General features: G+C 68.7%; 28 protein-coding genes. 12 read left to right on the forward strand and 16 right to left on the reverse strand.

Translation table 11 applies throughout. The features are described 5' to 3' along the window. Positions 1–144 precede the first annotated feature (144 nt). Positions 145–795, forward strand: a complete 651-nt coding sequence (locus ACFVV5_RS13840) for a DUF6264 family protein (protein ID WP_387244993.1) — start codon at positions 145–147, stop codon at positions 793–795. A gap of 79 nt (positions 796–874) precedes the next feature. Continuing rightward, complete coding sequence (locus ACFVV5_RS13845) at positions 875–1975, forward strand: acyltransferase (protein ID WP_387244995.1); 1101 nt, start codon at positions 875–877, stop codon at positions 1973–1975. On the opposite strand, the gene ACFVV5_RS13850 is transcribed toward ACFVV5_RS13845, so the two are convergent. Further along, positions 1972–3003: a 4-hydroxy-3-methylbut-2-enyl diphosphate reductase gene (locus ACFVV5_RS13850; protein WP_387245506.1), complete on the reverse strand. Its 1032-nt coding sequence runs from the start codon at positions 3001–3003 to the stop codon at positions 1972–1974. The two genes, ACFVV5_RS13845 and ACFVV5_RS13850, sit on opposite strands and share 4 nt — an antisense overlap. 73 nt (positions 3004–3076) lie before the next feature. Between ACFVV5_RS13850 and xseA the strand changes: the two genes are divergently transcribed. The 5 genes from xseA (at position 3077) to ACFVV5_RS13875 (ending at position 7399) form a co-directional block, all read left to right on the forward strand. Further along, positions 3077–4330 carry an exodeoxyribonuclease VII large subunit gene (gene xseA, locus ACFVV5_RS13855; protein WP_387244998.1) on the forward strand — a complete coding sequence of 418 codons (1254 nt, stop codon included), beginning with the start codon at positions 3077–3079 and terminating at the stop codon, positions 4328–4330. A gap of 10 nt (positions 4331–4340) precedes the next feature. Then, positions 4341–4625, forward strand: a complete 285-nt coding sequence (locus ACFVV5_RS13860) for an exodeoxyribonuclease VII small subunit (RefSeq protein ID WP_387245001.1) — start codon at positions 4341–4343, stop codon at positions 4623–4625. After that, positions 4622–5278 (forward strand): DUF4245 domain-containing protein, encoded by a 657-nt coding sequence (locus tag ACFVV5_RS13865; protein WP_387245004.1) that lies wholly within the window; start codon positions 4622–4624, stop codon positions 5276–5278. The genes ACFVV5_RS13860 and ACFVV5_RS13865 overlap by 4 nt, the downstream gene beginning before the upstream one ends. Further along, complete coding sequence (locus ACFVV5_RS13870; RefSeq protein WP_387245007.1) at positions 5278–5931, forward strand: carbonic anhydrase; 654 nt, start codon at positions 5278–5280, stop codon at positions 5929–5931. The genes ACFVV5_RS13865 and ACFVV5_RS13870 overlap by 1 nt, the downstream gene beginning before the upstream one ends. Positions 5932–5992: 61 nt before the next feature. Beyond that, complete coding sequence (locus ACFVV5_RS13875; protein ID WP_387245009.1) at positions 5993–7399, forward strand: class II fumarate hydratase; 1407 nt, start codon at positions 5993–5995, stop codon at positions 7397–7399. A gap of 221 nt (positions 7400–7620) precedes the next feature. Here ACFVV5_RS13875 and ACFVV5_RS13880 read toward each other — a convergent pair whose 3' ends face one another. The 4 genes from ACFVV5_RS13880 to ACFVV5_RS13895 all read right to left on the reverse strand — a co-directional run bounded on the left by ACFVV5_RS13880 (position 7621) and on the right by ACFVV5_RS13895 (position 12022). Then, the gene (locus ACFVV5_RS13880; RefSeq protein ID WP_387245012.1) at positions 7621–8232 is read right to left on the reverse strand and encodes a prepilin peptidase; all 612 of its coding nucleotides are present in this window, start codon (positions 8230–8232) and stop codon (positions 7621–7623) included. 209 nt (positions 8233–8441) lie between these two features. Continuing rightward, positions 8442–9794, reverse strand: coding sequence for a PhoH family protein (locus tag ACFVV5_RS13885; protein ID WP_387245015.1), 1353 nt, complete (start codon positions 9792–9794; stop codon positions 8442–8444). 210 nt (positions 9795–10004) lie between these two features. Beyond that, entirely contained in the window at positions 10005–11144 is a 1140-nt protein-coding gene (locus ACFVV5_RS13890; protein WP_387245018.1) for an aminotransferase class V-fold PLP-dependent enzyme, read from the reverse strand. Positions 11145–11236: 92 nt separating this feature from the next. Continuing rightward, positions 11237–12022: an isoprenyl transferase gene (locus ACFVV5_RS13895; RefSeq protein ID WP_387245021.1), complete on the reverse strand. Its 786-nt coding sequence runs from the start codon at positions 12020–12022 to the stop codon at positions 11237–11239. A 73-nt stretch (positions 12023–12095) separates the two neighbouring features. Between ACFVV5_RS13895 and ACFVV5_RS13900 the strand changes: the two genes are divergently transcribed. After that, a complete protein-coding gene (locus ACFVV5_RS13900; RefSeq protein WP_387245023.1) occupies positions 12096–12902 on the forward strand; it encodes a hemolysin III family protein in 807 nt (268 codons plus the stop codon). A 91-nt stretch (positions 12903–12993) separates the two neighbouring features. Here the strand turns inward: ACFVV5_RS13900 and ACFVV5_RS13905 are convergent, their stop codons facing one another. Both ACFVV5_RS13905 and mca read right to left on the reverse strand, forming a co-directional pair. After that, positions 12994–13266, reverse strand: a complete 273-nt coding sequence (locus ACFVV5_RS13905; RefSeq protein ID WP_387245026.1) for a hypothetical protein — start codon at positions 13264–13266, stop codon at positions 12994–12996. Further along, positions 13263–14114 carry a mycothiol conjugate amidase Mca gene (mca, locus tag ACFVV5_RS13910; RefSeq protein ID WP_387245510.1) on the reverse strand — a complete coding sequence of 284 codons (852 nt, stop codon included), beginning with the start codon at positions 14112–14114 and terminating at the stop codon, positions 13263–13265. The genes ACFVV5_RS13905 and mca overlap by 4 nt, the downstream gene beginning before the upstream one ends. A 138-nt stretch (positions 14115–14252) precedes the next feature. On the opposite strand from mca, the gene ACFVV5_RS13915 reads away from it, so the two are divergent. Then, positions 14253–14654: a DUF4307 domain-containing protein gene (locus ACFVV5_RS13915; RefSeq protein ID WP_387245029.1), complete on the forward strand. Its 402-nt coding sequence runs from the start codon at positions 14253–14255 to the stop codon at positions 14652–14654. Between the two features lie 115 nt (positions 14655–14769). After that, entirely contained in the window at positions 14770–15261 is a 492-nt protein-coding gene (gene greA, locus ACFVV5_RS13920; protein WP_387245032.1) for a transcription elongation factor GreA, read from the forward strand. Positions 15262–15350: 89 nt separating this feature from the next. Here the strand turns inward: greA and ilvA are convergent, their stop codons facing one another. The 7 genes from ilvA to ACFVV5_RS13955 form a co-directional block, all read right to left on the reverse strand. Further along, the gene (ilvA, locus tag ACFVV5_RS13925) at positions 15351–16601 is read right to left on the reverse strand and encodes a threonine ammonia-lyase (RefSeq protein WP_387245512.1); all 1251 of its coding nucleotides are present in this window, start codon (positions 16599–16601) and stop codon (positions 15351–15353) included. A gap of 61 nt (positions 16602–16662) precedes the next feature. Further along, positions 16663–17919 carry an AI-2E family transporter gene (locus ACFVV5_RS13930; RefSeq protein ID WP_387245035.1) on the reverse strand — a complete coding sequence of 419 codons (1257 nt, stop codon included), beginning with the start codon at positions 17917–17919 and terminating at the stop codon, positions 16663–16665. Between the two features lie 63 nt (positions 17920–17982). Beyond that, entirely contained in the window at positions 17983–18567 is a 585-nt protein-coding gene (locus ACFVV5_RS13935; protein WP_387245037.1) for a hypothetical protein, read from the reverse strand. Between the two features lie 16 nt (positions 18568–18583). Continuing rightward, positions 18584–19696, reverse strand: coding sequence for an ABC transporter ATP-binding protein (locus tag ACFVV5_RS13940; RefSeq protein WP_387245040.1), 1113 nt, complete (start codon positions 19694–19696; stop codon positions 18584–18586). Positions 19697–19700: 4 nt separating this feature from the next. Then, positions 19701–20525, reverse strand: a complete 825-nt coding sequence (locus ACFVV5_RS13945) for an ABC transporter permease subunit (RefSeq protein WP_387245043.1) — start codon at positions 20523–20525, stop codon at positions 19701–19703. After that, on the reverse strand, positions 20513–21493 hold the full coding sequence (locus tag ACFVV5_RS13950; RefSeq protein WP_387245046.1) for an ABC transporter permease: 981 nt from the start codon (positions 21491–21493) through the stop codon (positions 20513–20515). Before ACFVV5_RS13950 ends, ACFVV5_RS13945 begins: the two co-directional genes overlap by 13 nt. Continuing rightward, positions 21472–22617, reverse strand: a complete 1146-nt coding sequence (locus tag ACFVV5_RS13955) for an ABC transporter substrate-binding protein (protein ID WP_387245049.1) — start codon at positions 22615–22617, stop codon at positions 21472–21474. The genes ACFVV5_RS13950 and ACFVV5_RS13955 overlap by 22 nt, the downstream gene beginning before the upstream one ends. 177 nt (positions 22618–22794) lie before the next feature. Here ACFVV5_RS13955 and ACFVV5_RS13960 point away from each other — a divergent pair, with 177 nt between their 5' ends. Next, positions 22795–23997 carry a winged helix-turn-helix domain-containing protein gene (locus ACFVV5_RS13960; RefSeq protein WP_387245052.1) on the forward strand — a complete coding sequence of 401 codons (1203 nt, stop codon included), beginning with the start codon at positions 22795–22797 and terminating at the stop codon, positions 23995–23997. Positions 23998–24047: 50 nt separating this feature from the next. After that, complete coding sequence (locus ACFVV5_RS13965) at positions 24048–24281, forward strand: hypothetical protein (protein ID WP_387245055.1); 234 nt, start codon at positions 24048–24050, stop codon at positions 24279–24281. A gap of 67 nt (positions 24282–24348) precedes the next feature. Here ACFVV5_RS13965 and ACFVV5_RS13970 read toward each other — a convergent pair whose 3' ends face one another. Both ACFVV5_RS13970 and ACFVV5_RS13975 read right to left on the reverse strand, forming a co-directional pair. Further along, complete coding sequence (locus tag ACFVV5_RS13970) at positions 24349–25245, reverse strand: M48 family metallopeptidase (RefSeq protein ID WP_387245058.1); 897 nt, start codon at positions 25243–25245, stop codon at positions 24349–24351. 9 nt (positions 25246–25254) lie between these two features. Further along, complete coding sequence (locus ACFVV5_RS13975) at positions 25255–25821, reverse strand: LemA family protein (protein WP_387245061.1); 567 nt, start codon at positions 25819–25821, stop codon at positions 25255–25257. Between the last annotated feature and the right edge of the window lie 134 nt (positions 25822–25955).

The raw sequence follows: 25955 nt of genomic DNA on the forward strand, positions 1-25955 counted from the left end.
CACCGGTTTGGGTGTCCGCGTGGTTTCGCCCCCGCCTCAGAGGGGTTGCGCCGCCACCTGCGCCAATTAGACCGGCTACCCCGGGGGGCGCGGGGGCCCCGCGGCCCCGGCCCCCGCTTCGCATCTTCAGGGAGGACGGCCACCATGGCCGACGACGAACAGCAGCCCGACGAGCGCCCGCGCCCCAAATACGGTGAGCTGGCGCCCCGAGGCTGGGTCTGGCGTCCGCCGTCGGACGTCGACCGCCTCGACACCACCAAGCCGAACCCGCCGGTCGCTCCCCCGCATCCGGAGACGCCGCAGAGGCCGGCCCCCGACGCGCATCCGGATGCCCGGCACTTCGCCGACCAGTACCTGCCGACGTACGACCCACGCCAGGGACCACCGCAACTGCGACGGGACGCACCGCGCTGGAACCTGGCCTGGACCCTCGTCCTGCTGATCGTCGGCTTTCTCGGGATGTCGTACTCCATCGGCGTGATCAACGCCTTCCCAGCCGCCATCCAGCTCGTGCACACCAACCAGAACCTCGGCGACTACACGGCCGCACCCTCGATCCCGGGGATCATAGCCACGGGTTCGATCGTGATGGTCGTCCTCTGGGCTGCCTCGGCCGCGCTCTCGATCTGGCTGCTGGTCAAGCGGAGACTCGCGTTCTACATCCCGCTGATCGCCGGGGCGATCGCCTTCATCGCTCTGATCGCCTTCCTCTCGGTGGCGCTCTCGACCGATCCTGCGCTCATGAGCTTCTACAGCGGCTTCACCCCGTCGCCGACGGCGACGCCGACCCCGTGAGCCGTCCCGTCCGCGTCGCGATGTCCTCGCGGAGGCTCGAGCCGGAAGCTCTCACGGAGCCCGTCGATAGCCTGAACGGATGACCACCGACATCATGAGGCCGAAGCCGAGCGCCGACGGGACGCGCACGCGTTCGGTATCGCTCGACGTCCTTCGGGTCGTCGCCATCCTCGGGGTGATCGCCATCCACGTCTTCGGCGGGATCGTCGGCAATCAGGCGATCCGCGGCTCCGGCACCTGGTGGGCGGCGACGGCCGTCGACATCGGGAACGTCTGGGTCATCCCGGTCTTCGTGATGGTCAGCGGCGCTCTGCTTCTCGGGCCGCGCGCGCAGTCGGCCGGACCAGCGGCCTTCTACCGCAAGCGCCTCATCCGTCTCGGCCCGGCGTTCATCGCCTGGCAGCTCTTCTACCTCATCGTCGTGCGCCTCCTCCTGAGTCACCAGCACCTCAGCCTTGTGCAGCTCCTCGGACTGGTCGCAGCCGGCACGGCCTACACCCATCTCTATTTCCTGTGGCTGATCGTCGGGCTCTACCTGATCGCGCCTGTGCTCGCGGCCTTCCTCAACCAGGGAGGGCAACGGCGCGCCTTCGTCTTCGCCGGGTCGGTGCTCGCCTTCACCGTCAGCGTGGTCGCGCTCTCCGGCCTCTCGGCGTATTTCGGCGCCCCGAACCCGATCGTGCTGAACGCCCTCACCCAATGGATGCCGTACGTCGGGTACTTCCTCGCCGGCTGGGCGCTGCGCAACGTCGCCCTCTCCTGGAAGTGGACCCTCCTCGCCGCCGTCATCACCGCGGCGCTGCTGGTGGAGACGGTCTGGCAGTACGGGAGCCTCAGCCGCCCGGCGCTGCTGCAGGCCGTCTCGCCCGCGGGCTACATCGGCGCGATCGTCGCTGTTGCCTCGATCGGTGTGTTCGTCGTCGGCCAGAGCATCTTCGCCCGGGTCACGCTGCGCGGCCGCAGTGCCCGGATGCTCGCCGAGCTGTCAGACGCGGCGTTCGGCGTCTTCCTGGTTCACTTCTTCTTCCTCGTGCTCGCGGTCACGCTGTTCCCCGCGCTGCTCGTCGCACTGGACAACCATCTGCTCGTCGCATTCGCGACCTGGGCCGGCATCGCCGTCGTGTCGTTCGCGGTGAGCCTCGGGGCCCGGCGCGTGCCCGGCCTGCGGCGCTTCTTCTAGAGCCCGCGACCACCCAGCGCGCGCGTGTCCTGCTTGCCGCTGAGGTCTTTGCGCAGCTCCTTGGGCAGCGAGAACATCAGGTCCTCCTCCGCCGTCTTGACCTCCTGCACGTCGCTGTAGCCGGCGCCGTTCAAGTCGTCGAGCACTTCTTGCACCAGGACCTCGGGCACGGATGCTCCGCTGGTCACTCCGACGGTCGCGACGCCCTCGAGCCACTCCTGCTTGATCTCGCTGGCGTAGTCGACGCGGTAGGCAGCCTTGGCGCCGTATTCGAGCGCGACCTCGACGAGGCGCACCGAGTTGGACGAATTGGCGGACCCGACCACGATGACCAGGTCGGCGTCTTCGGCGACCTTCTTGATCGCGACCTGGCGGTTCTGGGTGGCGTAGCAGATGTCGTCGCTGGGCGGATCCTGCAGGTTCGGGAAGCGCTCGCGCAGCCGGCGCACGGTCTCCATCGTCTCGTCGACCGACAGTGTGGTCTGCGACAGCCAGACCACCTTGTCGGGGTCTTTCACCGTGATGGTGTCGACGTCGTCGGGTCCGTTGACCAGGGTGACGTGGTCGGGCGCCTCGCCGGCGGTTCCCTCGACCTCCTCATGGCCTTCGTGTCCGATGAGCAGGATCTCGAAGTCGTCGCGGGCGAACCGCACCGCCTCGCGGTGCACCTTGGTGACCAGCGGACAGGTGGCGTCGATGGCCCGCAGCCCGCGGTCGGCGGCGGACTTCACCACAGCGGGCGAGACGCCGTGCGCGCTGAAGACCACGTGAGCCCCCGTCGGCACCTCATCGACCTCGTCGACGAAGATCGCGCCCTGCTGTTCGAGGGTCGAGACGACGTGCACGTTGTGCACGATCTGCTTGCGAACGTAGACCGGTGCGCCGTAGTGCTCGAGGGCCTTCTCGACGGCCACGACAGCTCTGTCCACACCCGCGCAGTATCCACGGGGTGCGGCCAGGAGAACCCTCTTGTGTCCGACGACCGGGGTATCCTTGAGCCGGCCTCGCAGACCGGGAATCCTCGGCATGGGAAGGCTGATCGTTGCGTCGCTCACACCTTGATCCTAGGTGAGCGCGCTGAGGACTCGATGGGAGGCACGGGTGACGGAGACCGCGAGCGCGCCGTCGATGGAGGTCGGACCGCCGACGGCGGACGCCCCGTGGCCCGTGGCCACGCTGTCGAACAAGATCCGCGGCTGGATCGAGCGACTGGGAACGGCGTGGGTCGAAGGCGAGATCACGCAGTGGGGCGTCTCGGGCGGCAACGTCTACGGCAAGCTCAAAGACCTCAACGAAGACGCCACGGTCGGCTTCACGATCTGGTCGTCGGTTCGCGGGCGCATCCCTGCCGACCTCAAACAGGGCGATCGCGTCATCGTACTGATCAAGCCCAACTACTGGGTCAAGGGCGGATCGCTGACGATGCAGGTCTTCGACATGCGGCACGTCGGCCTCGGCGACCTGCTCGAACGGCTCGAGCGCCTGCGGCAGCAGCTCACCGCCGAGGGGCTCTTCGCGCCCGAGCGCAAGAAGCGCCTGCCGTTCCTCCCCCATCGCATCGGGCTCATCACCGGCAAGGACTCCGACGCCGAGAAAGACGTGCTGCGCAACGCGCAGCTGCGGTGGCCGCAGGTCAGCTTCCGCACCGTCCACGCCGCCGTGCAGGGTGAGCGCACCGTGGCCGACGTCACCGCGGCGATCCGCACGCTCGACGCCGACCCCGAGGTCGAGGTCATCATCATCGCCCGCGGCGGAGGCGACTTCCAGAATCTTCTCGGCTTCAGTGACGAGACGCTCGTGCGCGCGGCGGCGGCGGCCGTCACTCCGATCGTCAGCGCCATCGGGCATGAGGCCGACCGACCGCTCCTCGACGAGGTCGCCGATCTGCGTGCATCCACCCCCACCGACGCGGCGAAGCGCGTGGTCCCGGACGTCGCAGAAGAGCTCGTTCGTGTGCATCAGGTGCGCGCCCGCATCGGCGTGCGGCTGACGCACCTCCTCTCGGCCGAGATCGATCGCATCGGGCATCTGCGATCGCGTCCCTCGCTGGCGTCGTCCGGATGGATCGTCGACTCGCGGGCCGAAGAGCTGACGCGGTTCGTCGCGCGCGGCGCCGAGCTCATGGAGCGCGCGATCGACCGCGAATCCACGCGCACCGCCGAACTGCGCGGGCAGCTTCGCGCCCTCTCGCCGCAGGGAACCCTCGACCGCGGCTACGCCATCGTCCAGCTGCCGGGCGGGGCCGTGCTGCGCACGCCCGGCGAGGCGCCCGCCGGAACACGCCTGAGGGTGACCGTCGCGGGCGGCGCCCTCGGAGCCGTCGCGGATTCAGCCGCCCATCAGGACGACAAATAGAATGGATGTCATGCCCCCCAACGAGGACACGCGCCTCAGCACCGACCCGCTCAGCACCGACTCCCTCAGTTACGAGCAGGCCCGCGACGAACTCGTCCGCGTCGTCGCCGAACTCGAACAGGGTTCGTCGACGCTCGAGCAGTCGATCGCCCTGTGGGAGCGCGGCGAGGCGCTGGCCCGCCGCTGCGAGGAATGGCTGATCGGAGCCAAAGCGCGTCTCGACGCCGCCCGGGCCGGTGTGCAGTCGGGCGTGAGCGCGGGCTCCGGCGCCTCGGGAGCCGCTGACAGCGAATGAGTCCCCGCACCAAACCCCCGGCGGTCGTCGCCGAGCTCGGCCGCCCGGAGACCCCGGAAGAGACGGCAGCGCGCAAGGCCGAGAACTCGGCCAACCACCGCAACCGCCAGACCGTCAGCAATCTCGTCTACGCGCTGATCGCCACCGTCGCTCTGGTCGTCGTGATCGTGCTGGTCGTGCCTCGCGGCAACCCGGTCGACAGCTCCGCCCCTGTCGACTACGCGTCGATCGCCTCCCAGGCCCAGGGCTCCGAACCCGACCGGCTGCTGGTCCCCGAGCTCCCCGCCGGCTGGAAGTCGAACAATGCCCAGCTGCGCTCCAAGACGCCGGACAAGGTCGACTCGTGGTACGTCGGGCTCCTGACCCCCAAGAAGCAGTACGTCGCGCTCACGCAGGGCTTCAAGGCGAATGACAGCTGGGTGGCCCAGCAGGTGAACAAGTCGATGATCAAGGGCACGACGACCATCGACGGCATCACGTGGGACGTCTACGACAACCGCGACTCCGAGAACGACAACGGCAACGTCGACTACGCGCTCGTCACGCACGCCGCCGACAGTTCGATCATCCTGTTCGGCACGGCGGCGAACGACGAGTTCCATATCGCGGCGAGTTCGCTCGCCGACCAGATCCGCCGGCTGGAAGGTTCCTGATGGGCATGCCTCGACCGTCACGTGTGTGGGACGCGATGTTGCGCGGCAACGAGCGCTTCGTGAGCGGCGACCCGGAGCATCCGCGGCAAGACGTCGAACGCCGCGAGAACATCGCCGGCGGTCAGGCGCCTCTTGCGGCCATCTTCGGGTGCAGTGACTCGCGACTCGCCGCCGAGATCATCTTCGACCTCGGCCTCGGAGACGCCTTCGTCGTCCGCAACGCCGGCCAGGTGATGTCCGACTCGGTGCTCGGCTCGCTCGAATATGCGGTCGCGGTGCTGCACGTCCCGCTCATCCTCGTGCTCGGTCACGACGAGTGCGGCGCGGTCCGGGCCGCGATCGACTCACAGGCCGACGACGCCGTTCCGCTCCCCCCGCACATCTCCCGGCTCATCCAGCCCATCGTCCCCGCCGTGCACCGCGTCACCCGCACGCCGCTCGACCAGGCGGTCGACACGTCGACGGTCGATGCGGGTGAGGTCGGCCGCGAGCATCTGCGCGACACCGTCGCCGAGCTCCTCGAGAGCTCCGAGCTCATCAGCGCTGCCGTCGCCGAGGGATCGTTGGCTATCGTTGGTGCCAACTACCGGCTGCAAGAAGGCCGGGTCGTGCCCGACATCGTCGTCGGACAGGCCGTTCCGGCCTCCGAATAGAAACGCGCGAGAGCGCCGGCATCCGCCGGACGCCCGGACGCACCAGAAAGGAATACACACCGTGGTGGACACCCAGGCGGACACCGACTACCGCATCGAACACGACACGATGGGCGAGGTGCGCGTACCCGCGTCCGCGCTCTACGGCGCGCAGACCCAGCGCGCGGTCGAGAACTTCCCCATCTCGGGGTCGGTGCTGGAGCCGGCGCAGATCGCCGCCCTTGCCCGCATCAAGAAATCGGCGGCCCTCGCCAACGCCCAGCTCGGCGTCCTCGACCAGGAGATCGCCGACGCGATCGCCGCCTCCGCTGACGAGGTCGTCACCGGAGTGCACGACGGCGAGTTCCCGATCGACGTGTACCAGACCGGTTCGGGCACGTCATCGAACATGAACATGAACGAAGTGCTCGCGACCCTCGCGTCGCGGCGTCTCGGCCGCCCGGTCCACCCCAACGATCACGTCAACGCGTCGCAGTCGTCGAACGACGTCTTCCCGACCTCGGTGCACATCGCCGTCACCGGCGCCCTGATCGACAACCTCATCCCCGCGCTCGACCACCTCGCGGTCGCCCTTGAAGAGAAGGCCGAACTGTGGGCAACCGCGGTCAAAGCGGGCCGCACCCACCTGATGGACGCCACCCCGGTCACCCTCGGCCAGGAGTTCGGCGGCTACGCCGCGCAGATCCGGCTCGGCATCGAGCGCGTGCAGTCGGCCCTCCACCGGGTCGCCGAGGTGCCGCTCGGCGGTACCGCCGTCGGCACCGGCATCAACACGCCGATCGGCTTCCCGCAGCTGGTGATCGAGCTCCTCACCGAGGAGACCGAGCTGCCGATCACCGAGGCACGCAACCACTTCGAGGCCCAGGCCAACCGGGATGCGCTGGTCGAGACCTCCGGCGCGCTCCGAACGATCGCCGTCAGCCTCACCAAGATCTCGAACGATCTGCGCTGGATGGGGTCGGGACCCAACACCGGTCTCGGCGAACTGCACATCCCCGACCTCCAGCCGGGCTCGTCGATCATGCCGGGCAAGGTCAACCCGGTGATCCCCGAGGCCGTGCTGATGGTCGCATCGCGCGTCATCGGCAACGACGCCACCATCGCGTGGAGCGGCGCGTCCGGAATCTTCGAGCTGAACGTGGCGATCCCCGTCATGGGCACCGCGTTGCTCGAGTCGATCCGTCTGCTCACGCAGGCCAGCCGCGTGCTCGCCGACAAGACGATCATCGGGCTCGAGGCCAACCTCGAACGCGCACGCGCGATGGCGGAGTCGTCCCCCTCGATCGTGACCCCGCTCAACCGGGTGATCGGCTACGAGGCGGCGGCCAAGGTCGCCAAGCACTCGGTCGCCCAGGGGATGACCGTGCGCGAGGCCGTCATCGACCTCGGTTTCGTGGACCGCGGCGAGGTCACCTTGGAGCAGCTCGACACGTCCCTCGACGTGCTGAGCATGACGCACCCCGGCTGAGCCGGCCCGGCTGGTTCTGCCCCGGCCCAGCACCGCTCGCCGTCGGCGTGATTCCGGAGATTCGCGACCATCAGGTCCCGGATCTCCGGAATTGCGCGCACTTCATCGGCGCGCCCGACGACATCTCGGGAATTGCGCTCACCCGCACCCCGGGGAAGCCCGCACACAGGCACACTCCCGACTCCCGCGGCCCAGCACCCTGCGAGCTAGAAACCTGCGAGCTAGAACCCTGCGAGCCAGATCCCCGCGAACCAGAACCCCGTGAGCAGGAACGGCCCGAGCGGCACGTCGTCGCCGCGGCGGGCATCCGGATGCCGCATCGTGCAGAAGGCCGCAGCCCCCGCTCCCACGAATGCGACCCCGAACGCGAGGACGACCGAGAGCCCACCACCGAACCCTCCCAGCACCAGCGCGAGCAGGCCCGCGAGCTTCGCGTCCCCCATGCCGAGTCCGCCGGTCGCCGCGACCACCACGAAGGCGACCAGCGTCGCCGCGCAACACGCCAGCGCCTGCCATGGAGGCGAGCCGCGTGCGAGCCACTGCCACCCGAGACCGACCGCCGCGAACGCATAGCCGGGCATCACCAGAGGGTTGGGGAGCCGGCGCTCACGGGCATCCGTCACCCAGAGCGGACCGGTCACGGCGGCGACATACGCCACACCCGCCAGCCGGGGCGGATCGACTCCTCCGCCGAACACTGCAGCACCGACCACCGCCACACCGACCAGCGCGATACCGACCAGCGCGAGCGCGGTGGCGAGCATCCCCCACACTCGCCACCGCGGTGCGCGCACCGGCCCGCACAGGCCGATTCCCCCATCGTGTTCCCCCACCACTCCACGCTAGCCAGCGCGGATCGGCGAACGGGGTTGTCCACAGACGTCTCCCCCGTCCACAGCGGGCACGAACACGCCGATCGCAAGCGCCACAACCGCACAAGCCCGCAAGCCCGCATACCCACGCACCCGCACGCGCACGCACCGCGGCGCCCGTCCCGTCATCCGGGCCGGGCGCCGCCGCGCGCACGAGGAGGCCGAAGCCCCTACGTCAGTTCGTTGCCTTCCAGCATCCGGGTCACAAGCGCCGCGATCGCCGATCGCTCCGACCGGGTCAGCGTGATGTGACCGAACAGCGGGTGTCCTTTCAGCGTCTCGATCACCGAGGCCACACCGTCGTGACGGCCCACCCGCAGGTTGTCGCGCTGCGCCACATCGTGGGTGAGCACCACACGCGAGTTCTGGCCGATCCGGCTGAGCACCGTGAGCAGCACGTTGCGCTCCAGCGACTGCGCCTCGTCCACGATCACGAAGGCGTCGTGCAGCGAGCGGCCCCGGATGTGCGTGAGCGGCAGCACCTCCAGGATGCCGCGGTCCTGCACCTCGTCGAGCACGTTCTGAGACACCAGCGCGCCGAGCGTGTCGAACACCGCCTGGCCCCAGGGGTTCATCTTCTCGCCCTGGTCGCCGGGCAGGTAGCCGAGCTCCTGGCCGCCGACCGCGTAGAGCGGGCGGAAGACCATGATCTTCTTGTGCTGCTGGCGTTCGAGCACCGCTTCGAGCCCCGCGCAGAGCGCGAGGGCCGATTTTCCGGTGCCCGCACGACCGCCGAGCGACAGGATGCCGACCTCCGGGTCGAGCAGCATGTCGATGGCCAGGCGCTGCTCCGCCGAGCGTCCGTGGAGTCCGAACACGTCGCGGTCGCCGCGCACCAGTTTGAAGGACCCGTCGCCCGTGACCCGGCCGAGAGCGGATCCCCGGTCGGAGTGGATGATGAGCCCGGTGTTCGCGGGCAGCTCGGCGACCAGCGCCGTCTTCATCCACTCGTTCTCGTAGAGGTCGGCCATCTGCTCCGAGCCGAGAGTGATCTCGTCGAGACCGGTCCAGCCCGAGTCGACCGCCAGCTCGTGGCGGTACTCCTCGGCGGCGAGGCCGATGGACGCGGCTTTCACGCGCAGCGGCATGTCTTTGGAGACGACGGTGACGGCGAGTCCGTCGTTCGCGAGGTTGAGTGCGACCGCGAGGATGCGGGAGTCGTTGTCGCCGAGCTGCAGACCGCTCGGGAGCACGGACATGTTGGAGTGGTTCAGCTCCACCCGCAACGAGCCGCCGTCGCCGACCGGGATCGGGAAGTCGAGGCGCTCGTGGAGCACGCGGAGCTCATCGAGGTTCCGCAGTGCTTGCCGGGCGAAGTACCCGATCTCGGGGTCGTTCCGTTTGCCCTCCAGTTCGCTGATGACGACGACGGGGATGACGACGGCGTGTTCGGCGAATTGGAAGATCGCCTTCGGGTCGGACAACAGCACCGAGGTGTCGAGCACATACGTTCGCTCGGATTGCTCGGTGGTCTCGGCTGTCTGATCCGTGCGTGCCGGCTGTCGGGTTACGTGTTCGGTCACAACCACTCCCACCCCGCTCGCTCCCGAAGGGCGGCGGATCTGTTGGCGAGTCGGCCGGTGGGTATCGAAACGAACTTACGTGGCCGTCTCGATCGGGCGCCGTGCCCGATGACTTGAAACTACGCCGCACATCTGACACTTCGCCTCGAAACACGCGCGTGTCGCGTTTCGATCAGGTGAACTCTCACCCCCAGTTGAGGAGGTGGCGATTCAGGAGGCGGAGGCGTATGAGGTGAACGCTGCGCGGAGCATCCCGAGCGTCTCGTCACCCGTTCCGGCGTGGATGCTCAGACGCACGGTGGTCGCCCGTGTCGACGCGCTCACGCCGTGGTTGAAGAGGGATGCGCTCAGCACCGTCAGCTGCTCCGGCCGGGGCTCGAGCACGACGAGGCCGGCCCGTTCCTCGCCGTTGCGGGAGGACGCGACCGGGATGGCGTATTCGTCGGCGAGGTCGAGCACTTCGTCGACCGTGGACGAGATCGCCTCCTCGATCGCACCGACGCCGACGGCCGCGATCTCCTCGAGAGCCGCGGCGAACCGTGCCTCGGCAACGAGGTCGGGGTTGCTGACGCTGAACGCCCTGGCCCGGCCGCTCGGGTCGACGACCTCGTCCCACGACTCGGTCGTGTCGGTTCCGGTCCATCCGCTGAACACCGGCGTGAGGTGGTCGAGCGCCCGCTCGCTGACGGCGAGGAAGCCCGTTCCCCAGCCGGCGCGCGTCCACTTCTGGCCGCCGGAGACCACGACGTCGGCCACACCGTACGGCGCGTCGACCACGCCGAAGCCCTGGATCGCATCGACGATCAGCAGGCGGTCGCCGATGACCTGGCGGATGCCGTCGATGTCGGCCAGGTAGCCGGTGCGCGAGTCGACCAGGCTCACCGCCACAGCCGACGTGTTCGGGGTGATCTGCTCGCGGATCTGGCCCGGGGTCACCCGGCCGTGGTCGGTCTCGAGCCAGGTCGGGGTCACGACGTGCATCGCCTGGGCCGCGCGCACCGCCGCATACGTGATGCTCGGGAACTCCGCAGCGGACAGCAGCACTTCGCCGCCGGTGAGTCCGAAGAGCCCGTGCATCAGCCCGCTGGACGCGTTCGGCTGGAAGACGATCTGGTCGGTGTCGAAGCCCGTCAGCGCCGCGACCGCGTCACGAAGGCGCTCGTCTTCGCGGCGCATCCCCTCGATGCTGCCGAACCGGCCCGTGGCGAGGATCTCGTATTGTCCGGTCGTCTCGGCGAGGACGGTCGCCGAGAGCGGCCCGACCCGCCCGTAGTCCAGGTAGCCCGGTTCCTCGCGGAACCCGGCCGCGAACTCCTCGATCGTCGTCATCTGGCCTTCCTCGTCAGACATGGTCCCCGGATATTCTGTCAGTCCGGGCATCCGGATGCTCGTCCCGGCTCGCCCGCGCGGCCGAAGCGGTCACTCAGCCGCCGTAGCCGCACTCAGCCGCCGTAGCGGCGCTGCCGTCGTGAGTAGTCGCGCACGGCGCGGAGGAAGTCGACCTCGCGCAGGTCGGGCCCGAGGGCTTCCACGAAGTAGAACTCGCTGTGGGCGCTCTGCCACAGCATGAAGTCGCTCAGCCGCTGCTCGCCCGAGGTGCGGATGACGAGGTCGGGATCGGGCTGGCCCCCGGTGTAGAGGTGCTCGCCGATCATGTCGGGGGTGAGCAGGTCGGCCAGCGTCTCCAGGCTGCCGCCCTCGGCCGAGTGGGCGGCGACGATGCTGCGCATCGCATCCGTGATCTCTTTGCGGCCGCCGTAGCCGATCGCGAGGTTCACGTGCAGGCCGGTGTTGCCGGCCGTGCGCTCCTCGGCGGCGCGGAGAGCGTCGACGAGCGGCTGGGGAAGCCCCGTGGTCGAACCGACGTGCTGCACGCGCCAGTCGCGGAAACGAGAGAGGTCGTCGGCGAGCTCGGCGATGATCTCGATGAGGTCGGAGAGCTCTGCGCTGCTGCGGTTGGTGAGGTTGTCCGACGAGAGCAGGTAGAGCGTCACGACGGAGATGCCGAGCTCGTCGCACCACTCGAGGAATTCGCGCATCTTGGCAGCGCCCGCCCGATGCCCGTGCGCGACCGTCTTCAGGCCCGCCTGCCGCGCCCAGCGCCGGTTGCCGTCGATGATCATGGCGACGTGGCGTGGTAGGGAATCCTGAGTGAGGTCCCGCTTCAGCCGGGTCTGGTAGAGCCCGTAGAGGAGGCCGCGCCCGAGGGGGAAACTCCGTTTGCTCACACAGGTACGTTACCGCGACCGGCTGCGATGAACTCACAGCCTCCGGGCCACGCCGGTCCCGTACCCTTGGTCCATGACGCCGCGTAAAACCCCCGCCACCGAAGACGTCGCCGAGCTGCTCCAGGAGCCGGCCGCTGCGCTCGGCGCAGCGGATGCGGCCGTGAAGGCCGACGAGGATCGCGGACCCGAGCTGCCGAACCTCCCGTTCATCGACGCCTCCCCGGCGAACGTCGCCGAGATCAAGCCGACCTGGCGCGGCTGGATCCACGCGGGAACGTTCCCGGTCACCATCGCCGCCGGCATCGTGCTCATCACCCTCGCGGAGGGCGCGCCGGCCAAGTGGGCGTCAGCGGTGTTCATGCTGACGTCGATGCTGTTGTTCGGCAACTCGGCCCTGTACCACCGCTTCAACTGGAAGCCGCGCACCAAGATCGTCCTCAAGCGCATCGACCACGCGAACATCTTCCTGCTGATCGCCGGCACGTACACCCCGCTCGCCGTGCTCGCCCTGCCGGCGCAGAAGGGCATCCTGCTGCTCGCGCTCGTGTGGGGAGCCGCCTTGCTGGGCATCGGGTTCCGGGTGTTCTGGATCCACGCGCCGCGGTGGCTGTACGTGCCCATCTACATCGGGATGGGCTGGGGCGCTCTCGGCTACATCGTCGACCTCTTCGACGCGAACGTCGCGATGATGGTGCTGGTGATCGTGGGCGGCGTGCTCTACACCGTGGGAGCCGTGATCTACGGGATGAAGAAGCCCAACCCGTTCCCCGGCAGGTTCGGTTTCCACGAGATCTTCCATGCGCTGACGGTCCTGGCGTTCCTCTGCCATTGGACCGCGACCCTGCTGATCGCGATGAACCCCGTCTACAACGTCGGCTGAGCGGGGTCTGGCGCCGGTCGTTTGCCAGTAGCTGTCGTCAACCCGCCCGGGATGACGACGACCAGTGGCAAACGACGGGGTGGCGGCGACGCTACGGGCGCTCGTCGTCCTCCGGACGGTCGTCGGCGGCGCGGGCCTGCTCGGCGTCCAGCTTCTCCGCGATCTCGGCCCGGTAGCGCACCCGGCGGATGCGGCGCGTCATGTCGATCACGAGCAGCACCACCACCACCGCGATGGCGAACGTGACGAGGAACCCGACCACGCCGGGGGTGATGTCGTTCGGGTCCGGCCCGGACGAGGGCGTCGGGCTCGGGGTAGCGGCCGCGAAGTACAGCGAGGCGCGCAGGAGGGCCGCAGCGATCACGCGGTTTCCTCGATTCCGGCGAACAGGTCGGTTTCGGGCATCTGCGTCTCCACTTTCGAGTCGATGAGCTGGAAGTCCTCGGTCGGCCACGCCCGGCGCTGCACGTCGTTCGGCCAGAAGAAGAAGGCATTGTCGGGGGCGACCTGGCTCGCGTGCGAGCGCAGGGCACGGTCGCGGGCCTCGAAGAAGTCGCCGGCCGGGATGCGCGTGGTGGCGTCGAAGGAGCGCTCACCCATCCAGCCGCGCATCTCGCGCATCCGCTCGACCAGGGGCGACCCGGGCTGGGCCGCGAGCAGCGCCTCGTACACGGCGTTCAGCCGGGCGGAGTTCAGGATGCGGTCGTAGTACAGCTTCGACACCTCCCACGGCGCGCCCGCCTCGGGGTACCGCGCGGGGTCGGCGGCCGCGCGATAGGCCTCGACGCCGATCACGTGGGCCCGGATGTGATCCGGATGCGGGTAGCCGCCGTTCTCGTCGTAGGTCACCATGACGTGCGGCTTGAAATCGCGCACGAGCCGCACGAGGGGCTCCGCCGAGATCTCGACCGGGATCGAGGCGAAGGAGTTCACCGGGAAGGTGCCGTCGTCGCGCGCCATGCCGGAGTCGACGTAGCCGAGCCACCGATGCCGGATGCCCATCACCGCCTGAGCGGCCGCCATCTCGCGGCGGCGCAGCCCCGCGAGGTCGCGGCGGGCCATCGCCAGGTCGGGCAGTTCGTCGTTGAGGATGTCGCCGCGTTCGCCGCCGGTGCAGCTGACCACCATCACGTCGTCGCCGAGGCTGGTGTAGTAGGCGTAGGTCGCCGCACCCTTGCTCGACTCGTCGTCGGGGTGGGCGTGGACAGCCATCAATCGCCGGTTCACGGCACCGTTTCCTTCTGCCTCGCGTGGAGAACGATTCCCAGATTCGTCTCCTAGTCTTGGAGTTCAAGCCTACCGTCGAGCACGGTGCACCATTTCACAGGAGTCTTCAGTGCTGGGAGAAGCATGGCGGTGACCGGGACACTCGATCAGCGCTACGGGCGCAGCCCCGATCGCAAACGACGCAACCGCTGGTGGATCGTCGGGGCCGCGGCCGCGTTCGTCGCCGTCTTCACCGCGTGGGTGTTCTGGGCGGGCTGGGACGGCGACCAGGCCAACCTCGAGGCGACGGACACCGCATACACGATCGTCGACGCCCACCACGTCTCGATCACCTTCACCGTGAACACACCGAAAGGCACGCCCGTGACATGCGCCGTGCAGGCGCTCGACGAGTCGTTCGCGATCGTCGGGTGGCGCATCGTCGAGTATCCGGCGTCGGATGCCCGCATCACCACACACACCGAGATGATCAGGACCACCCAGCAGAGCAACACAGGTTTGATTTCAAGCTGCTGGCTGACCTAGGATTCTTCGATACGCCTCGACGAGCTGTCGGGGCGTCGACTTTATCTCGCCGGTCACCCGACCGGCCAAGATCTGCCCAACCGGCGCAAACGCCGGTGGCGCAAAGGAGTTCATCATGTCTCAGGATTCTCAGGTCAGCTTCTTGACCCAGGATGCGTACAACCGCCTCGCCGCGGAACTCGAGGAGCTCAGCGTCAACGGCCGTAACGACATCGCCAAGCGCATCGAAGCGGCCCGCGAGGAGGGCGACCTCAAGGAGAACGGCGGCTACCACGCGGCCAAAGACGAGCAGGGCAAGATCGAGGCGCGCATCGTGCAGCTCACCCAGCTGCTCCGGCACGCGACCGTCAGCGAGGCCCCGCAGAGCCACGGCGTCGTGGAGCCGGGCACCGTCGTCACGGCCACCATCGCCGGCGACAAGAGCGTCTTCCTGATCGGCAACCGCGAGATCGCGGCCGGCACCGACCTGCCCGTCTACAGCGAGCAGAGCCCGCTGGGCGGCGCCATCCTCGGCCTCAAGGTCGGCGAGTCGACCACGTACGCGGCGCCGAACGGCAAGGAGATCACCGTGAAGGTCACCAAAGTCGAGACCTACACCGGTCAGTAGACCCCTCCGCACGAACGAGACGGGCCGGCAGATTCTGCCGGCCCGTCTCGTTCGTCTGTGCGGGTGGTCGTTGACGACCGGATGCACGCCTACTCGTAGTCGAGCACGGGATCGTATCCCGCGGAGCGCAGCGCCTCGATGACCTGCTGGCGGTGTTCGGTGCCGCGCGTCTCAACACTCACGTCGAGCTCGACCTGGCTGATCTGCAGACCGCGGCCGTGGCGGGTGTGCAGCACCTCGACCACATTGGCGTTCGCGCCGGCGAGGATCTCCGAGATGCGTGCGAGCTGACCGGGACGGTCGGGGAGCATGATCTTGAGCTTGAGGTAGCGGTCGGAGGCGGCCAGACCGTGGCTGATCACGCGCTGCATCAGCAGGGGGTCGATGTTGCCGCCGGAGAGGATGGCGACTGTGGTGCCGGTCGGGGCGATCTTGCCGGCGAGGATGGCGGCGACGGAGACGGCGCCGGCCGGTTCGACGACGAGCTTCGCCCGCTCGAGCAGCACCAGCATGGCGCGCGCGATGTCGTCTTCGCTCACGGTCACGATCTCGTCGACGATGTCGCGGATGATCTCGAAGTTGAGCACACCCGGCTTGCTCACCGCGATGCCGTCGGCGATGGTGCCGACGAGCGCGATCTCGGTGGGCTCGCCCGCCTCGAGCGACGCAGGGTAGGCGGCGGCGTTGGCCGCCTGCACGCCGATCACGCGGATCTCACGGCCTTCCTGTGCAGCGCGCTGCTTGACCGCGCTGGCGACCCCGGAGATGAGCCCGCCGCCGCCGATGGGGATGACGACGGTAGCGGCATCCGGAACCTGGTCGAGGATCTCGAGACCCAGCGTGCCCTGCCCGGCGACGACGTCGCGGTGGTCGAACGGAGGGATGAGCACGGCGCCGGTCTCGGCGGCGAAGTCGGCCGCGGCCCGCAGGGTCTCGTCGACGATGCTGCCGCTCAGCACCACGTCGGCGCCGTAGGCGCGGGTGGCCTGGAACTTGGGGATGGCGACACCGACCGGCATGAAGATGGTGGCCTTGATGCCGAGCTCCCGTGCCGCGAAGGCGACGCCCTGCGCGTGGTTTCCGGCCGAGGCGGCGACGACGCCGCGTGCGCGCTCGCCGGCGTCGAGCTTGGCCATGCGGTTGTAGGCGCCGCGGATCTTGTACGAGCCGGTGCGCTGCAGGTTCTCGCACTTGAGGAACACGGGCGCCCCGAGCACGTCGGCGAGGTAGCGCGAGGTCTCGATGGGCGTCGGCTCCGCTACCCGCGACACGATCTCGCGCGCCGCCTCGATCTCGGCGAGGCTCGGCCCGGCGAACGGTGTGCGCGTCGTTTCTGTCAGCCTGGCCACCCGCTCAGCCTACTCGCGCCCGTATTCCCGCAGCCGAATGTGTCGGCACATCTCAGGCCCGCGGCCGGCGCACGGGGAGGGGCACCGTCTGCCAGAGGGCATCCTGCGGTTGGTCGTACTCCCCCGGTGGCCGCGTTCGCCACACTCCGCTCGAGATGTAGTGCACCATGACGTTGAGCACGGCGGCGAACGGCACCGCGAACAGGGCGCCGGGGATGCCCGCGAGCAGCGATCCGGCCGCCACGACGAGCACGACGGCGAGCGGATGCACCTTGACGGCCGTCCCCATGATGAACGGCTGCAGCACGTGGCCTTCGATCTGCTGCACGAGAAGCACGATCCCGAGCATGATCAGCGCGAAGACCCAGCCCTTGAAGATCAGGGCGATGATCACGGCCAGCGCGCCGGTGATCACGGCGCCGACGATCGGGATGAACGAGCCCAGGAACACCAGGACCGCGATCGGGATGACGAGGGGAAGCCCGAGGATGAACGCGCCCAGGCCGATTCCGACGGCATCGATCGACGCCACCACGATCTGGACCTTGACGAAGTTGCGCAAAGTGAGCCAGCCCGCCTGCCCCGCGCCGTCGACGGCCGGCCGTGCACGCTTCGGGAAGATCCGGACGATCCAGCCCCAGATGCTCTTGCCGTCGATGAGGATGAAGAGCGTGCTGAACAGGGTCAGCAGCAGGCCGGTGAGCACGTGCCCGAGGGTCGAGCCGATCGAGAGGGCGCCCGAGATGAACACCTGGCTGTCCTGCTGGAACGAGGAGCCGATCGAGTTCAGCCCGTCGCTGATCTGCTGCTCGCTCAGGCCGAGCGGGCCGCTGGTGAGCCACGCGCGGAACTCGTCGTAGGCGGCGATCGACTGCACGCTGAGCTCATGGCTCTGCCGCGTGACCTGCCAGATGGCGAGGTAGAGCAGACCGCCGACGATCGCGATCACCCCCACCATCGCGGTGACGATGGCCAGCCAGCGCGGCCACTTGTGGCGGTGCAGGAAGTCGACGAGCGGCACGAGGAGTGCCGAGACCAGCACCGCGATCAGCAGCGGGATGATGATCAGCCGCAGCTGGATGACCAGGAAGATGAAGACGGCGATGACACCGCCGATGACCAGCAGGCGCCACGACCAGGCGCCGGCCATCCGGACCCCCCGCGGGAGCGATCCGTCGATCGGCTCGACCGGTTCGTCGAGCTCCCTGCGCCGGCGGCCGAGCAACCAGTTTCGCGCGGGGGCGCGATTCTCGCCGGGCGCACCGGGCGTGCCGGGTGGAACGGGTGGGGTCGCATCCGTGTCAGCCATGGTGGTCAGTTTAGGGGCGCGCTCCAGCGCCGCACCGGGGTTGACCGCGGTCCGGGAGAATGCTCAGGGTTGGAAGACGAGCGGCGGATGCTCGATGCTGGTCGTGTACCACGACCATTGGGCCCCACCGGTCTGCTGGATCGAGACGTACGTCTGCTGCGACGGCGGCACGTTGTTCAGCACCACCGCGACCGAGACGTTCGCGTTGACGGTCCTGCTGCCGGTTCCGCTGGTCGTCCCGCTGCCCGCGTAGGCGCCGACGCTGAGCGTGACGGGCCCGGAGGCGGAGATCGCGAACGAGACCACGTAGCTGCCCGTGCCCGAGATGCCGTAGGCCCCGGGGGCGAAGTGCACGGAGACGCCCGGCCCGCCCGCCTGCGTCTGCCGGTTGGAGAACGAGGCGTACGGCGTGCCGACGGTGTCGGTCTGCATGATGTCCGGCGCGATCAGGGTGAGGTTGGTCCGCCCCTTGCCCACGGTGTGGGTCGGGCTGATCGTGTCGATCGGAAGGAACCACGGGAAGTGGAAGATATCGTCGATGCGGATCTTGGTGGCGATGTCTCTGAGGTCGAGCGTCTTCTCGAAGGTGGAGAGATCGACCGTCATGTCGTCGTTCCCGGCGGCCACCCCCGCGTAGTCATCTGACATGAGGATCACTCTACTCTCAGCGTGCAACCCCCACCGGGACCGCGCCCGCACGGGACTCCGTCGCGACCGGGGTCGCCGTGACCGCCGTCCCGGCGAACTCCACGTGCACCCGCGCGCCGGGCTCGGGAGTCTCCCGCGCCCCGTGCTGCACGGCCAGCTCGGTCCCGTCGCCGAGCTGCACCCGGGTCCGGCGGAGCGCGCCCAGGAAGCTCGTCGACACGACGAGGGCCGGGATGCCCGCGGATGCCAGGAGCACGTCCTCCGGCCGCAGGTAGGCCTCCACGGGCCCGTCCGGCAGGCCGCCGGTCACCAGGGGCAGCCGGCGCCCGAAGACAGTCAGCTCACCGCCGGACACCTCCCCCGGCAGCTTGTTGGTCAGCCCGACGAACTCGGCGACGAACGGCGTGGCCGGCCGGCCGTACAGCTCCTCCGGCGTGCCGATCTGCTCGATGTCGCCGGCGCGCATCACCGCCACCCGGTCGGCGATCGCGAGAGCCTCCTCCTGGTCGTGCGTCACGAAGAAGGTGGTGATCCCCAGCTCGGTCTGGATCCGGCGGATCTCCTCCCGGAGCTGCACGCGCACCTTGGCGTCGAGTGCTGAGAGCGGCTCGTCGAGCAGGAGCACGCGCGGCTGCGTGACGAGGGCGCGGGCGAGGGCGACACGCTGCTGCTGCCCACCGCTCAGCTGATGCGCGTAGCGGCCCGCGTGGTTGTCGAGTCCGACGAGTTCGAGGGCCTCGGCGGCACGGCTGCGGCGATCGGCGGCAGCGACTTTGCGCATCCGGAGCCCGAACTCGACGTTCTGGCCCGCCGTGAGGTGCGGGAACAATGAGTACGACTGGAACACCATGCCGAGGTCGCGCCGGTTGGTGGGCTCGTCGCTCACGTCGGCGCCGTCGATCAGGATGCTCCCGGCGTCGACCCGTTCGAGGCCGGCGAGGGCGCGCAGTGCAGTGGTCTTGCCGCAGCCGCTCGGTCCGAGCAGGGCGATGAGCTCGCCCGGCCGCGCGGCGAGGTTCAGGCCGTTCAGGCCGACACCGCCGCCGAAGTCGCGCACGACGTCGCGGAGTTCGACGGTGGAGCCGTGCTGGGGCGATGACAGGGAGGTCTGTGACGAGGTCGGGGGCATGGGGTCAGCCTTTCGCGCTGCGTCGTCGGGCCGTCACGAGACGGTCGACCACGACGAGGAGGAGGAACGCGAACACCAGCGCGAGGAGCGCGAAGATGACCGCGACGAACGGGTCGGACTGCGACACCAGCAGCAGCGAGGTCTGCAGGTTGGTCCGGCTGAGGAGGGACGCGATGGTGAACTCGCCGAGCACGACGGCCACCGAGAGCACGCTGGCGGCGAGGATGCCGCGGCGCAGGTTCGGCACCAGGATGCGCGTGAGCACGCTCAGCCAGCCGGCGCCGAGCGAGCGGCCCGCCTCGCTCAGCGTCACGATGTCGATCGCTGCGATGTTGCTCTGGATCGCCCGGTAGGCGTACGGCAGCACCGTGATGCCGTAGGCGAAGGCGAGCGTCCACGTGCCCGAGCCGAAGAGCTTCGTCACCACGGCGTAGGTCGGAGCGAGGCCGACCACCATGACGATCGCCGGGATCATGATCGGGAGCAGGCAGATGACCTCGAGCACGCGGCGCATCCGGGGGAACCGCAGCTCGACGAGCACCATCGTGGGGAACAGCACGATGAGCACGATGAGCACGGTCACCACCGCGAGCACGAGCGAGTTGCCGAGCCCCTGGTAGATGCGGTCGTAGCGCGTGGTGGTGCCGCTGAACACCAGGATCCAGCGACTGAAGTCGTACACGCCCGGCTTCGCGGTGCGCAGCGTGAACTCCAGCATCGAGAAGAGCGGGATGAGGAAGAACAGTCCGAAGACCGTCCAGATGATCGCCCGCGTCACCGGCCCGGGTCCGAAGCGGAGGGTCTCACGGCCGCGGCTCATCGCTGCCACCTCGCCGTTCGCGACACCAGAGCGGAGTAGCCGAGCATCACGACGATCATCACGACGAGCATCCCGAGCGACATCGAGCCGGCCAGGTTCGCCCGGCCCAGCACGGTCTCGCTGATGAGCGCCTGCCGGATCTGCAGGGACACGATGTTGTTCGCCTGCCCGACCAGCGCGGCGGCCGTGGCGTACGACGAGAACGCGTTCGCGAACAGCAGCAGGAGGCTGCCGAGGAACGACGGCAGCAGAACCGGGATGCCCACCCGCCACCAATACGTGGCACGACTGCCGCCCAATGTGGCGTTCGCCTCGAGCCATTGCGGCTTCAGGCCTTCGAGCGCGGGCATGAACGTGATCACCATCAGCGGGATCTGGAAGTACAGGTACGGCAGGATCAGCCCCGGCACCGTGTAGAGCCAGACGCCGTTCTCATAGATGTTGATGTGGAACTGGTTGCGCAGCAGCACCGTGACGAGCCCTTGCGCACCGATCGTGGCGATGAAGGCGAACGCCAGCATCACGCCGCCGAACTGGGCGAGAACGCTGCTCGCCGAGTCGACGAGCGAACGGGCGACGCCGCCCGGACGCGACCGCAGCATGGCGAAGCAGAGCGCGGCTCCGGCGACGGCGCCGACGATCGCGGTCACGGCCGACAGGAAGAAGGCGCCGAAGAACGAGCCCGCGATGGCCGGCTCGGCCAGACCCGAGATGTTCGACCAGGTGAGGTGCCCCGCGCCGTCGAAGAAGCCGCTGCCGACGGCGACCACGGTGGGCACCGCCAGGAAGACGACGACGTAGAAGGCGAACGGGGTGAGGCCGAGCAGCGCGGGGACGCCGCGCCGGCGGCGACGGGAGGAGACGGCGACGACGCGTGACGGCGAATGCCGCCGGGTGTCAGACCCGGCGGCACTCGCGTCGATCGCCGGCGCGAGAGCGTCAGCGGGGGTGGTCATCAGCCGACCGCGTTCGCCCACTTGGCGTTCAGCAGGGTACCGGCGTCCGTCGCCTGCTTGTCCGTCATGACGGCCACCGTGTCGAGCTTGCCCGGGAACTCGGCCGTGTCGAGTGTGCCGGCCTTCTGCATGGCGTCCACGCGGGCCGGGTAGGCGCCGCCCTTGAGCCACGCGTTCTGCGCGTCGTCGCTGTAGAGGTACTCCTCCCAGAGGCGTGCGGCGGCCGGGTGCGGGGCATCCTTGTTGATCGCCTGGTTGTAGTAGCCGACGTACGCGGTGCCGGGGAGCACGACGTACTTCCAGTCGACGCCGCCGCCCTTGATGGTGTCGCTGGTCGCGTAGCCCTTCTGGTTGAACGACCAGTCGAGCAGCACAGGGGTCTCACCCGAGGCGATGGTGTTCGGCTTGCCGTCGGCGGCGTTCCAGTTGCCCGCCTTCTTGAGCTTGGAGAACCAGTCGATGCCGGGGGTGAGGTCGTCGAGCGTCCCGCCCGCCTGCAGGTCGGCGTAGGCGACGGCGCCCGCTGCGGCGGCCGCCTGGGTCGGGTTGCCGTTGAGCGCGACGGCGCCCTTGAACTCCGACGAGAGCAGGTCGTCGAACGACTTCGGCGCCGACTTGATCTTGTTGGCGTCGTAGCCGACCGACATCACGCCGTAGTACCCGACCTTCCAGAGGCCGGTGCTCTCCTTCTGGTCGGCGGGGATGTCGTCCCAGCCGGTCGGCTTGTACGGAGCGAAGTACTGCGTGTTGGCGAGGGCGACGGAGCTGCCGATGTCGAAGGTGTCCGGAGCGGAGTCCTGGCCCTTGAGCTTCTTGGCGGCGTCGATCTCCTCCTGGCTGGAGGCGCTGTCCTGGCTGGGGTTGATGGTGATGCCGTACTTCTTCGTGAAGCCGTCGAAGATCTGCTGGTAGTTGGCCCAGTCCCCGGGGGTCGCGATGATGTTGATGCTGCCCTCCTTCTTCGCGGCGGAGACCAGCGCAGCCATCGAACCGAAGTCCTTCGCACTGGTGGCAGTGGCCGCGTCGACGGACGCGCCGCCGGAGGGATCTGCTGCGTTGGCGCCGCCCGAGCAGGCTGCGAGCGACAGGGCGACGACGGTGGCCGCGGCGGCCAGGCCGGCGACGCGTGTGCGCTTGATGGTCAAGGTTCCTCCTGGTGTGAGGTGTCCCGGATGGTCGCCGCCCATTCGTGGACGGCTCGGATTCCCGTCCGGGCCAGGGGCCACAGTAGGGACGCCCGGCAACCGATCGAGGATCGGCGAATGGACGATCGGTGAACGTCGATGGAACCGCTGTCTGCGGCTCGCGCTAGGGTCGTCACCGTGGTTGAAAAGGTCTCCCCCGCCCTCGCGCGGCGCGTCGCTCTCGCTGCCCAGGGTTTCGGGCGTCCCCGACCGCCCGTCGTCGGCACCCGCCAGCTGAACGGTCTGATCGATCGCATCAACCTGTTGCAGATCGACTCGGTCAACGTGTTCGAGCGCAGCCACTACCTGCCCGCCTTCGCCCGGCTCGGCCGCTACGACAAGACGCTGCTCGACCGGCTGACGTTCGAGGCCAAAGCGCCGCACACCGAATACTGGGCGCACGAGGCCGCCTTCATGCGCCGCGACGACTGGCCGCTCTTCCGCTGGCGTATGCAGAACTACCGGCAGACCTACGCCGCGCCCGGCAGCTGGTACGAGAGCAATGCCGGCACGGTCGACTGGCTGCGCGCCGAGCTCGCCGCGAACGGCGCGCTGATGGCCGGCGAGATCGAACACGACGCCAACACACGCACCGGGCCGTGGTGGGGCTGGTCCGACGTCAAGCGCGCACTGGAGTTCCTGTTCCTGTTCGGCGAGGTCGCCATCGCAGGACGAACCCGGTTCCAGCGCAGGTACGCGCTCGTCGACGATGTGCTGCCGGCGAGCATCCTCGACCGGCAGATCGAGACGCCGGATGCCGTGCGCGAGCTGATCAGGCGCTCCGCGGTCGCCCACGGCATCGGCACCGCCCGCGACCTGGGCGACTACTATCGCATCAAGGGGGCGCCGGTCCTCACGGCCATCCGGGAGCTCGAAGAGGCGGGCGAGCTGATCCCGGTCACGGTGCCCGGCTGGGAGCGCGGCGGCAAGCCCGAGAGGGTCTGGCTGCATCGGGACGCCCGGCTGCCGCGGCGCATCGAAGCGACCGCTCTGCTCTCCCCGTTCGACCCGGTCGTCTGGTTCCGCGAGCGTGCTCTGCGCCTGTTCGACTTCCACTACCGCATCGAGATCTACGTGCCGCAGGAGAAACGGTCGTTCGGCTACTACACGATGCCCCTGCTGATCGACGACCGGATCGTCGGTCGGATCGACCTGAAGAACGACCGTCAGGCGGGCATCCTGCGCGTGCAGTCGGCCTGGAGCGAGCCGGGGGCGCCGGCCGACACGGTGGAGCGTGTCGTGCCGATGCTGCGCGAGATCGCGGAATGGCAGGGGCTCGGCGGCTTCTCGGTCGCCGACTGGGGAGACCTCGCCCCGGCCCTCGGGCGCGCCCTGAACTGACCCGCGCGCGCACGCTGCCGCCGGCGTCGGGCCGGAGTAGCATCCGGGACATGACTGATGAGATTCCTGACGACCACTACCTGGCCGTGCTGGTGAACCCCGACGGCTCGGTGTACGCCGAGGTCGTGCAGAGCCTGGTCGACGGCAAACCCGCCGACCCGATCCGCGATGTGACCACGCTCGGCGGCCGCAACGTCGAGAGCGTCTGGCGACCGGATGCGGAGAGCGCCGCCGACGGGCGCGTCCCGTACCGCTACGTGGGGACCGGCGAACTGGAGGGCTAAAGCTGCGGGCGGATGCGCGGAATGCGGCGCATCCGGTTGTGCGCGCGCCCGTGCATCCGGTGCTCGATCAGAACGTGCTGCCCATCTTCTCGAGGCGCTCGACGCGCTCGGGGATCGGCGGGTGAGTGCTGAACAGGCGGCTCATCAGGCTCGGCCGGAGCGGGTCGGCGATCCACAGGTGGGCCATCGACGAGTTCTGCCGGCGCAGGGGACGGCCGTAGGCCTCCAGTTTGAGGAGGGCGCTGGCCAGAGCATCCGGATGGCGCGTGGTGAGGGCGCTGGTGGCGTCGGCCAGGTATTCGCGCTGACGGGACACGGCCAGCTGCACGAGCGTCGCCACCAGCGGCGCGATGATCGCGGCGATGAGGCCGAAGACGAGCACGATCGGGTTGCCGCCGCCTCCCCCGCCGCTGTTGTTGTTGCCGCGGCCCCCGCCGAAGAATGCCATGCGCAGGAAGATGTCCGCGATGAAACCGATGGCGATCGTGAGCCCGAAGACGATCATCGACAGCCGGATGTCGTAGTTGCGCACGTGCCCGAGCTCGTGCGCCATCACGCCTTCCAGTTCGGCGTCGTCCATGAGGTCGAGCAAGCCCGTCGTCGCCGCCACAGAGGCGTGCTGCGGGTCACGCCCGGTGGCGAACGCGTTCGGCGCCGGATCGTTCACGATGTAGACCGCGGGCATCGGCGTGCCCGTCGTGATCGACAGGTTCTCGACGACGTTCCAGAGCCGCGGGTTGTCGGCCTTCTGGATGGGGATCGCGCCCGACAGGCTCAGCGCCTGGCTGCTCGCCAGGAAGTACTGGAACACGGCGTAGAGCACCGCGATGACCAGGACGATCACGACGATCGCCGTGTTCTGGTAGATGTAGGCGGCGAGCCAGCCGAGGCCGCCGATGATCAGGAGGAACAGCAGGATGGTGAAGACCGTATTGCGCTTGTTCCTGGCAATAGCTCTGTACATCGCCGCCCGCTAAAACTGAACGCGCGGAGGCTCGGCGATCGCCGCGAGGTCGCCGACCTCGAAGAAGTCACGCTCGGAGAACCCGAGGCGCTTGGCGAAGATGTTGTTGGGGAACACCTTGATCTTGGTGTTCAGCTCGCGCACGCCGCCGTTGTAGAACCGGCGCGAGGCCTGGATCTTATCTTCGGTGTCGACCAGGTCGGCCTGGAGACGCAGGAAGTTCTGACTCGCCAGCAGCTGCGGGTAGGCCTCGGCCACCGCGAAGATGCTCTTCAGGGCCGTCTGCATGTGGTTCTCGGCGACGGAGGCCTCAGCGGGCCCGGTCGCGGACAGAGTCTCGGCGCGCGCCTGGGTCACCGACTCGAAGACGCCCTTCTCATGCGTTGCGTAGCCCTTGACCGTCTCGATGAGGTTCGGGATCAGATCGGCACGCCGCTTGAGCTGGACCGTGATGTCGCTCCACGCCTCGTCGACGCGCACCTTGAGGGTGACGAGCGAGTTGTAGGTGGCCCACAGGTAGATCCCGATGATCGCGACGATGACGACGACGATGATGACCGGGATGAGCCATTCCATTTTCGGATACTCCTTGATGATGGGCGCGGATCCTCCTGCGCGATCTTCATACTACTTGCGGCCACCTGCGCTCCCACCGTGTTCCCATCACTCTCAAAGCAACCACCGTGCGCTTCGGCAGGAGCCGCTCGGGC

Source organism: Leifsonia sp. NPDC058248, from assembly GCF_042881905.1.
Classification (GTDB): Bacteria; Actinomycetota; Actinomycetes; order Actinomycetales; family Microbacteriaceae; genus Leifsonia.

Bases quoted from the DNA above. Each gene is read 5' to 3' on its own strand.
- greA (WP_387245032.1), top strand. From the start codon at position 14,770: ATGTCTCAGGATTCTCAGGTCAGCTTCTTGACCCAGGATGCGTACAAC.
- ACFVV5_RS13970 (WP_387245058.1), bottom strand. From the start codon at position 25,245: ATGTACAGAGCTATTGCCAGGAACAAGCGCAATACGGTCTTCACCATC.
- ACFVV5_RS13940 (WP_387245040.1), bottom strand. From the start codon at position 19,696: ATGCCCCCGACCTCGTCACAGACCTCCCTGTCATCGCCCCAGCACGGC.
- ACFVV5_RS13840 (WP_387244993.1), top strand. From the start codon at position 145: ATGGCCGACGACGAACAGCAGCCCGACGAGCGCCCGCGCCCCAAATAC.
- ACFVV5_RS13870 (WP_387245007.1), top strand. From the start codon at position 5,278: ATGGGCATGCCTCGACCGTCACGTGTGTGGGACGCGATGTTGCGCGGC.
- ACFVV5_RS13900 (WP_387245023.1), top strand. From the start codon at position 12,096: ATGACGCCGCGTAAAACCCCCGCCACCGAAGACGTCGCCGAGCTGCTC.
- ACFVV5_RS13890 (WP_387245018.1), bottom strand. From the start codon at position 11,144: ATGTCTGACGAGGAAGGCCAGATGACGACGATCGAGGAGTTCGCGGCC.
- ACFVV5_RS13850 (WP_387245506.1), bottom strand. From the start codon at position 3,003: ATGCCGAGGATTCCCGGTCTGCGAGGCCGGCTCAAGGATACCCCGGTC.
- ACFVV5_RS13915 (WP_387245029.1), top strand. From the start codon at position 14,253: ATGGCGGTGACCGGGACACTCGATCAGCGCTACGGGCGCAGCCCCGAT.
- ACFVV5_RS13845 (WP_387244995.1), top strand. From the start codon at position 875: ATGACCACCGACATCATGAGGCCGAAGCCGAGCGCCGACGGGACGCGC.
- ACFVV5_RS13975 (WP_387245061.1), bottom strand. From the start codon at position 25,821: ATGGAATGGCTCATCCCGGTCATCATCGTCGTCGTCATCGTCGCGATC.
- ACFVV5_RS13865 (WP_387245004.1), top strand. From the start codon at position 4,622: ATGAGTCCCCGCACCAAACCCCCGGCGGTCGTCGCCGAGCTCGGCCGC.
- ACFVV5_RS13935 (WP_387245037.1), bottom strand. From the start codon at position 18,567: ATGTCAGATGACTACGCGGGGGTGGCCGCCGGGAACGACGACATGACG.
- ACFVV5_RS13860 (WP_387245001.1), top strand. From the start codon at position 4,341: ATGCCCCCCAACGAGGACACGCGCCTCAGCACCGACCCGCTCAGCACC.
- ACFVV5_RS13930 (WP_387245035.1), bottom strand. From the start codon at position 17,919: ATGGCTGACACGGATGCGACCCCACCCGTTCCACCCGGCACGCCCGGT.
- mca (WP_387245510.1), bottom strand. From the start codon at position 14,114: ATGGCTGTCCACGCCCACCCCGACGACGAGTCGAGCAAGGGTGCGGCG.
- ACFVV5_RS13965 (WP_387245055.1), top strand. From the start codon at position 24,048: ATGACTGATGAGATTCCTGACGACCACTACCTGGCCGTGCTGGTGAAC.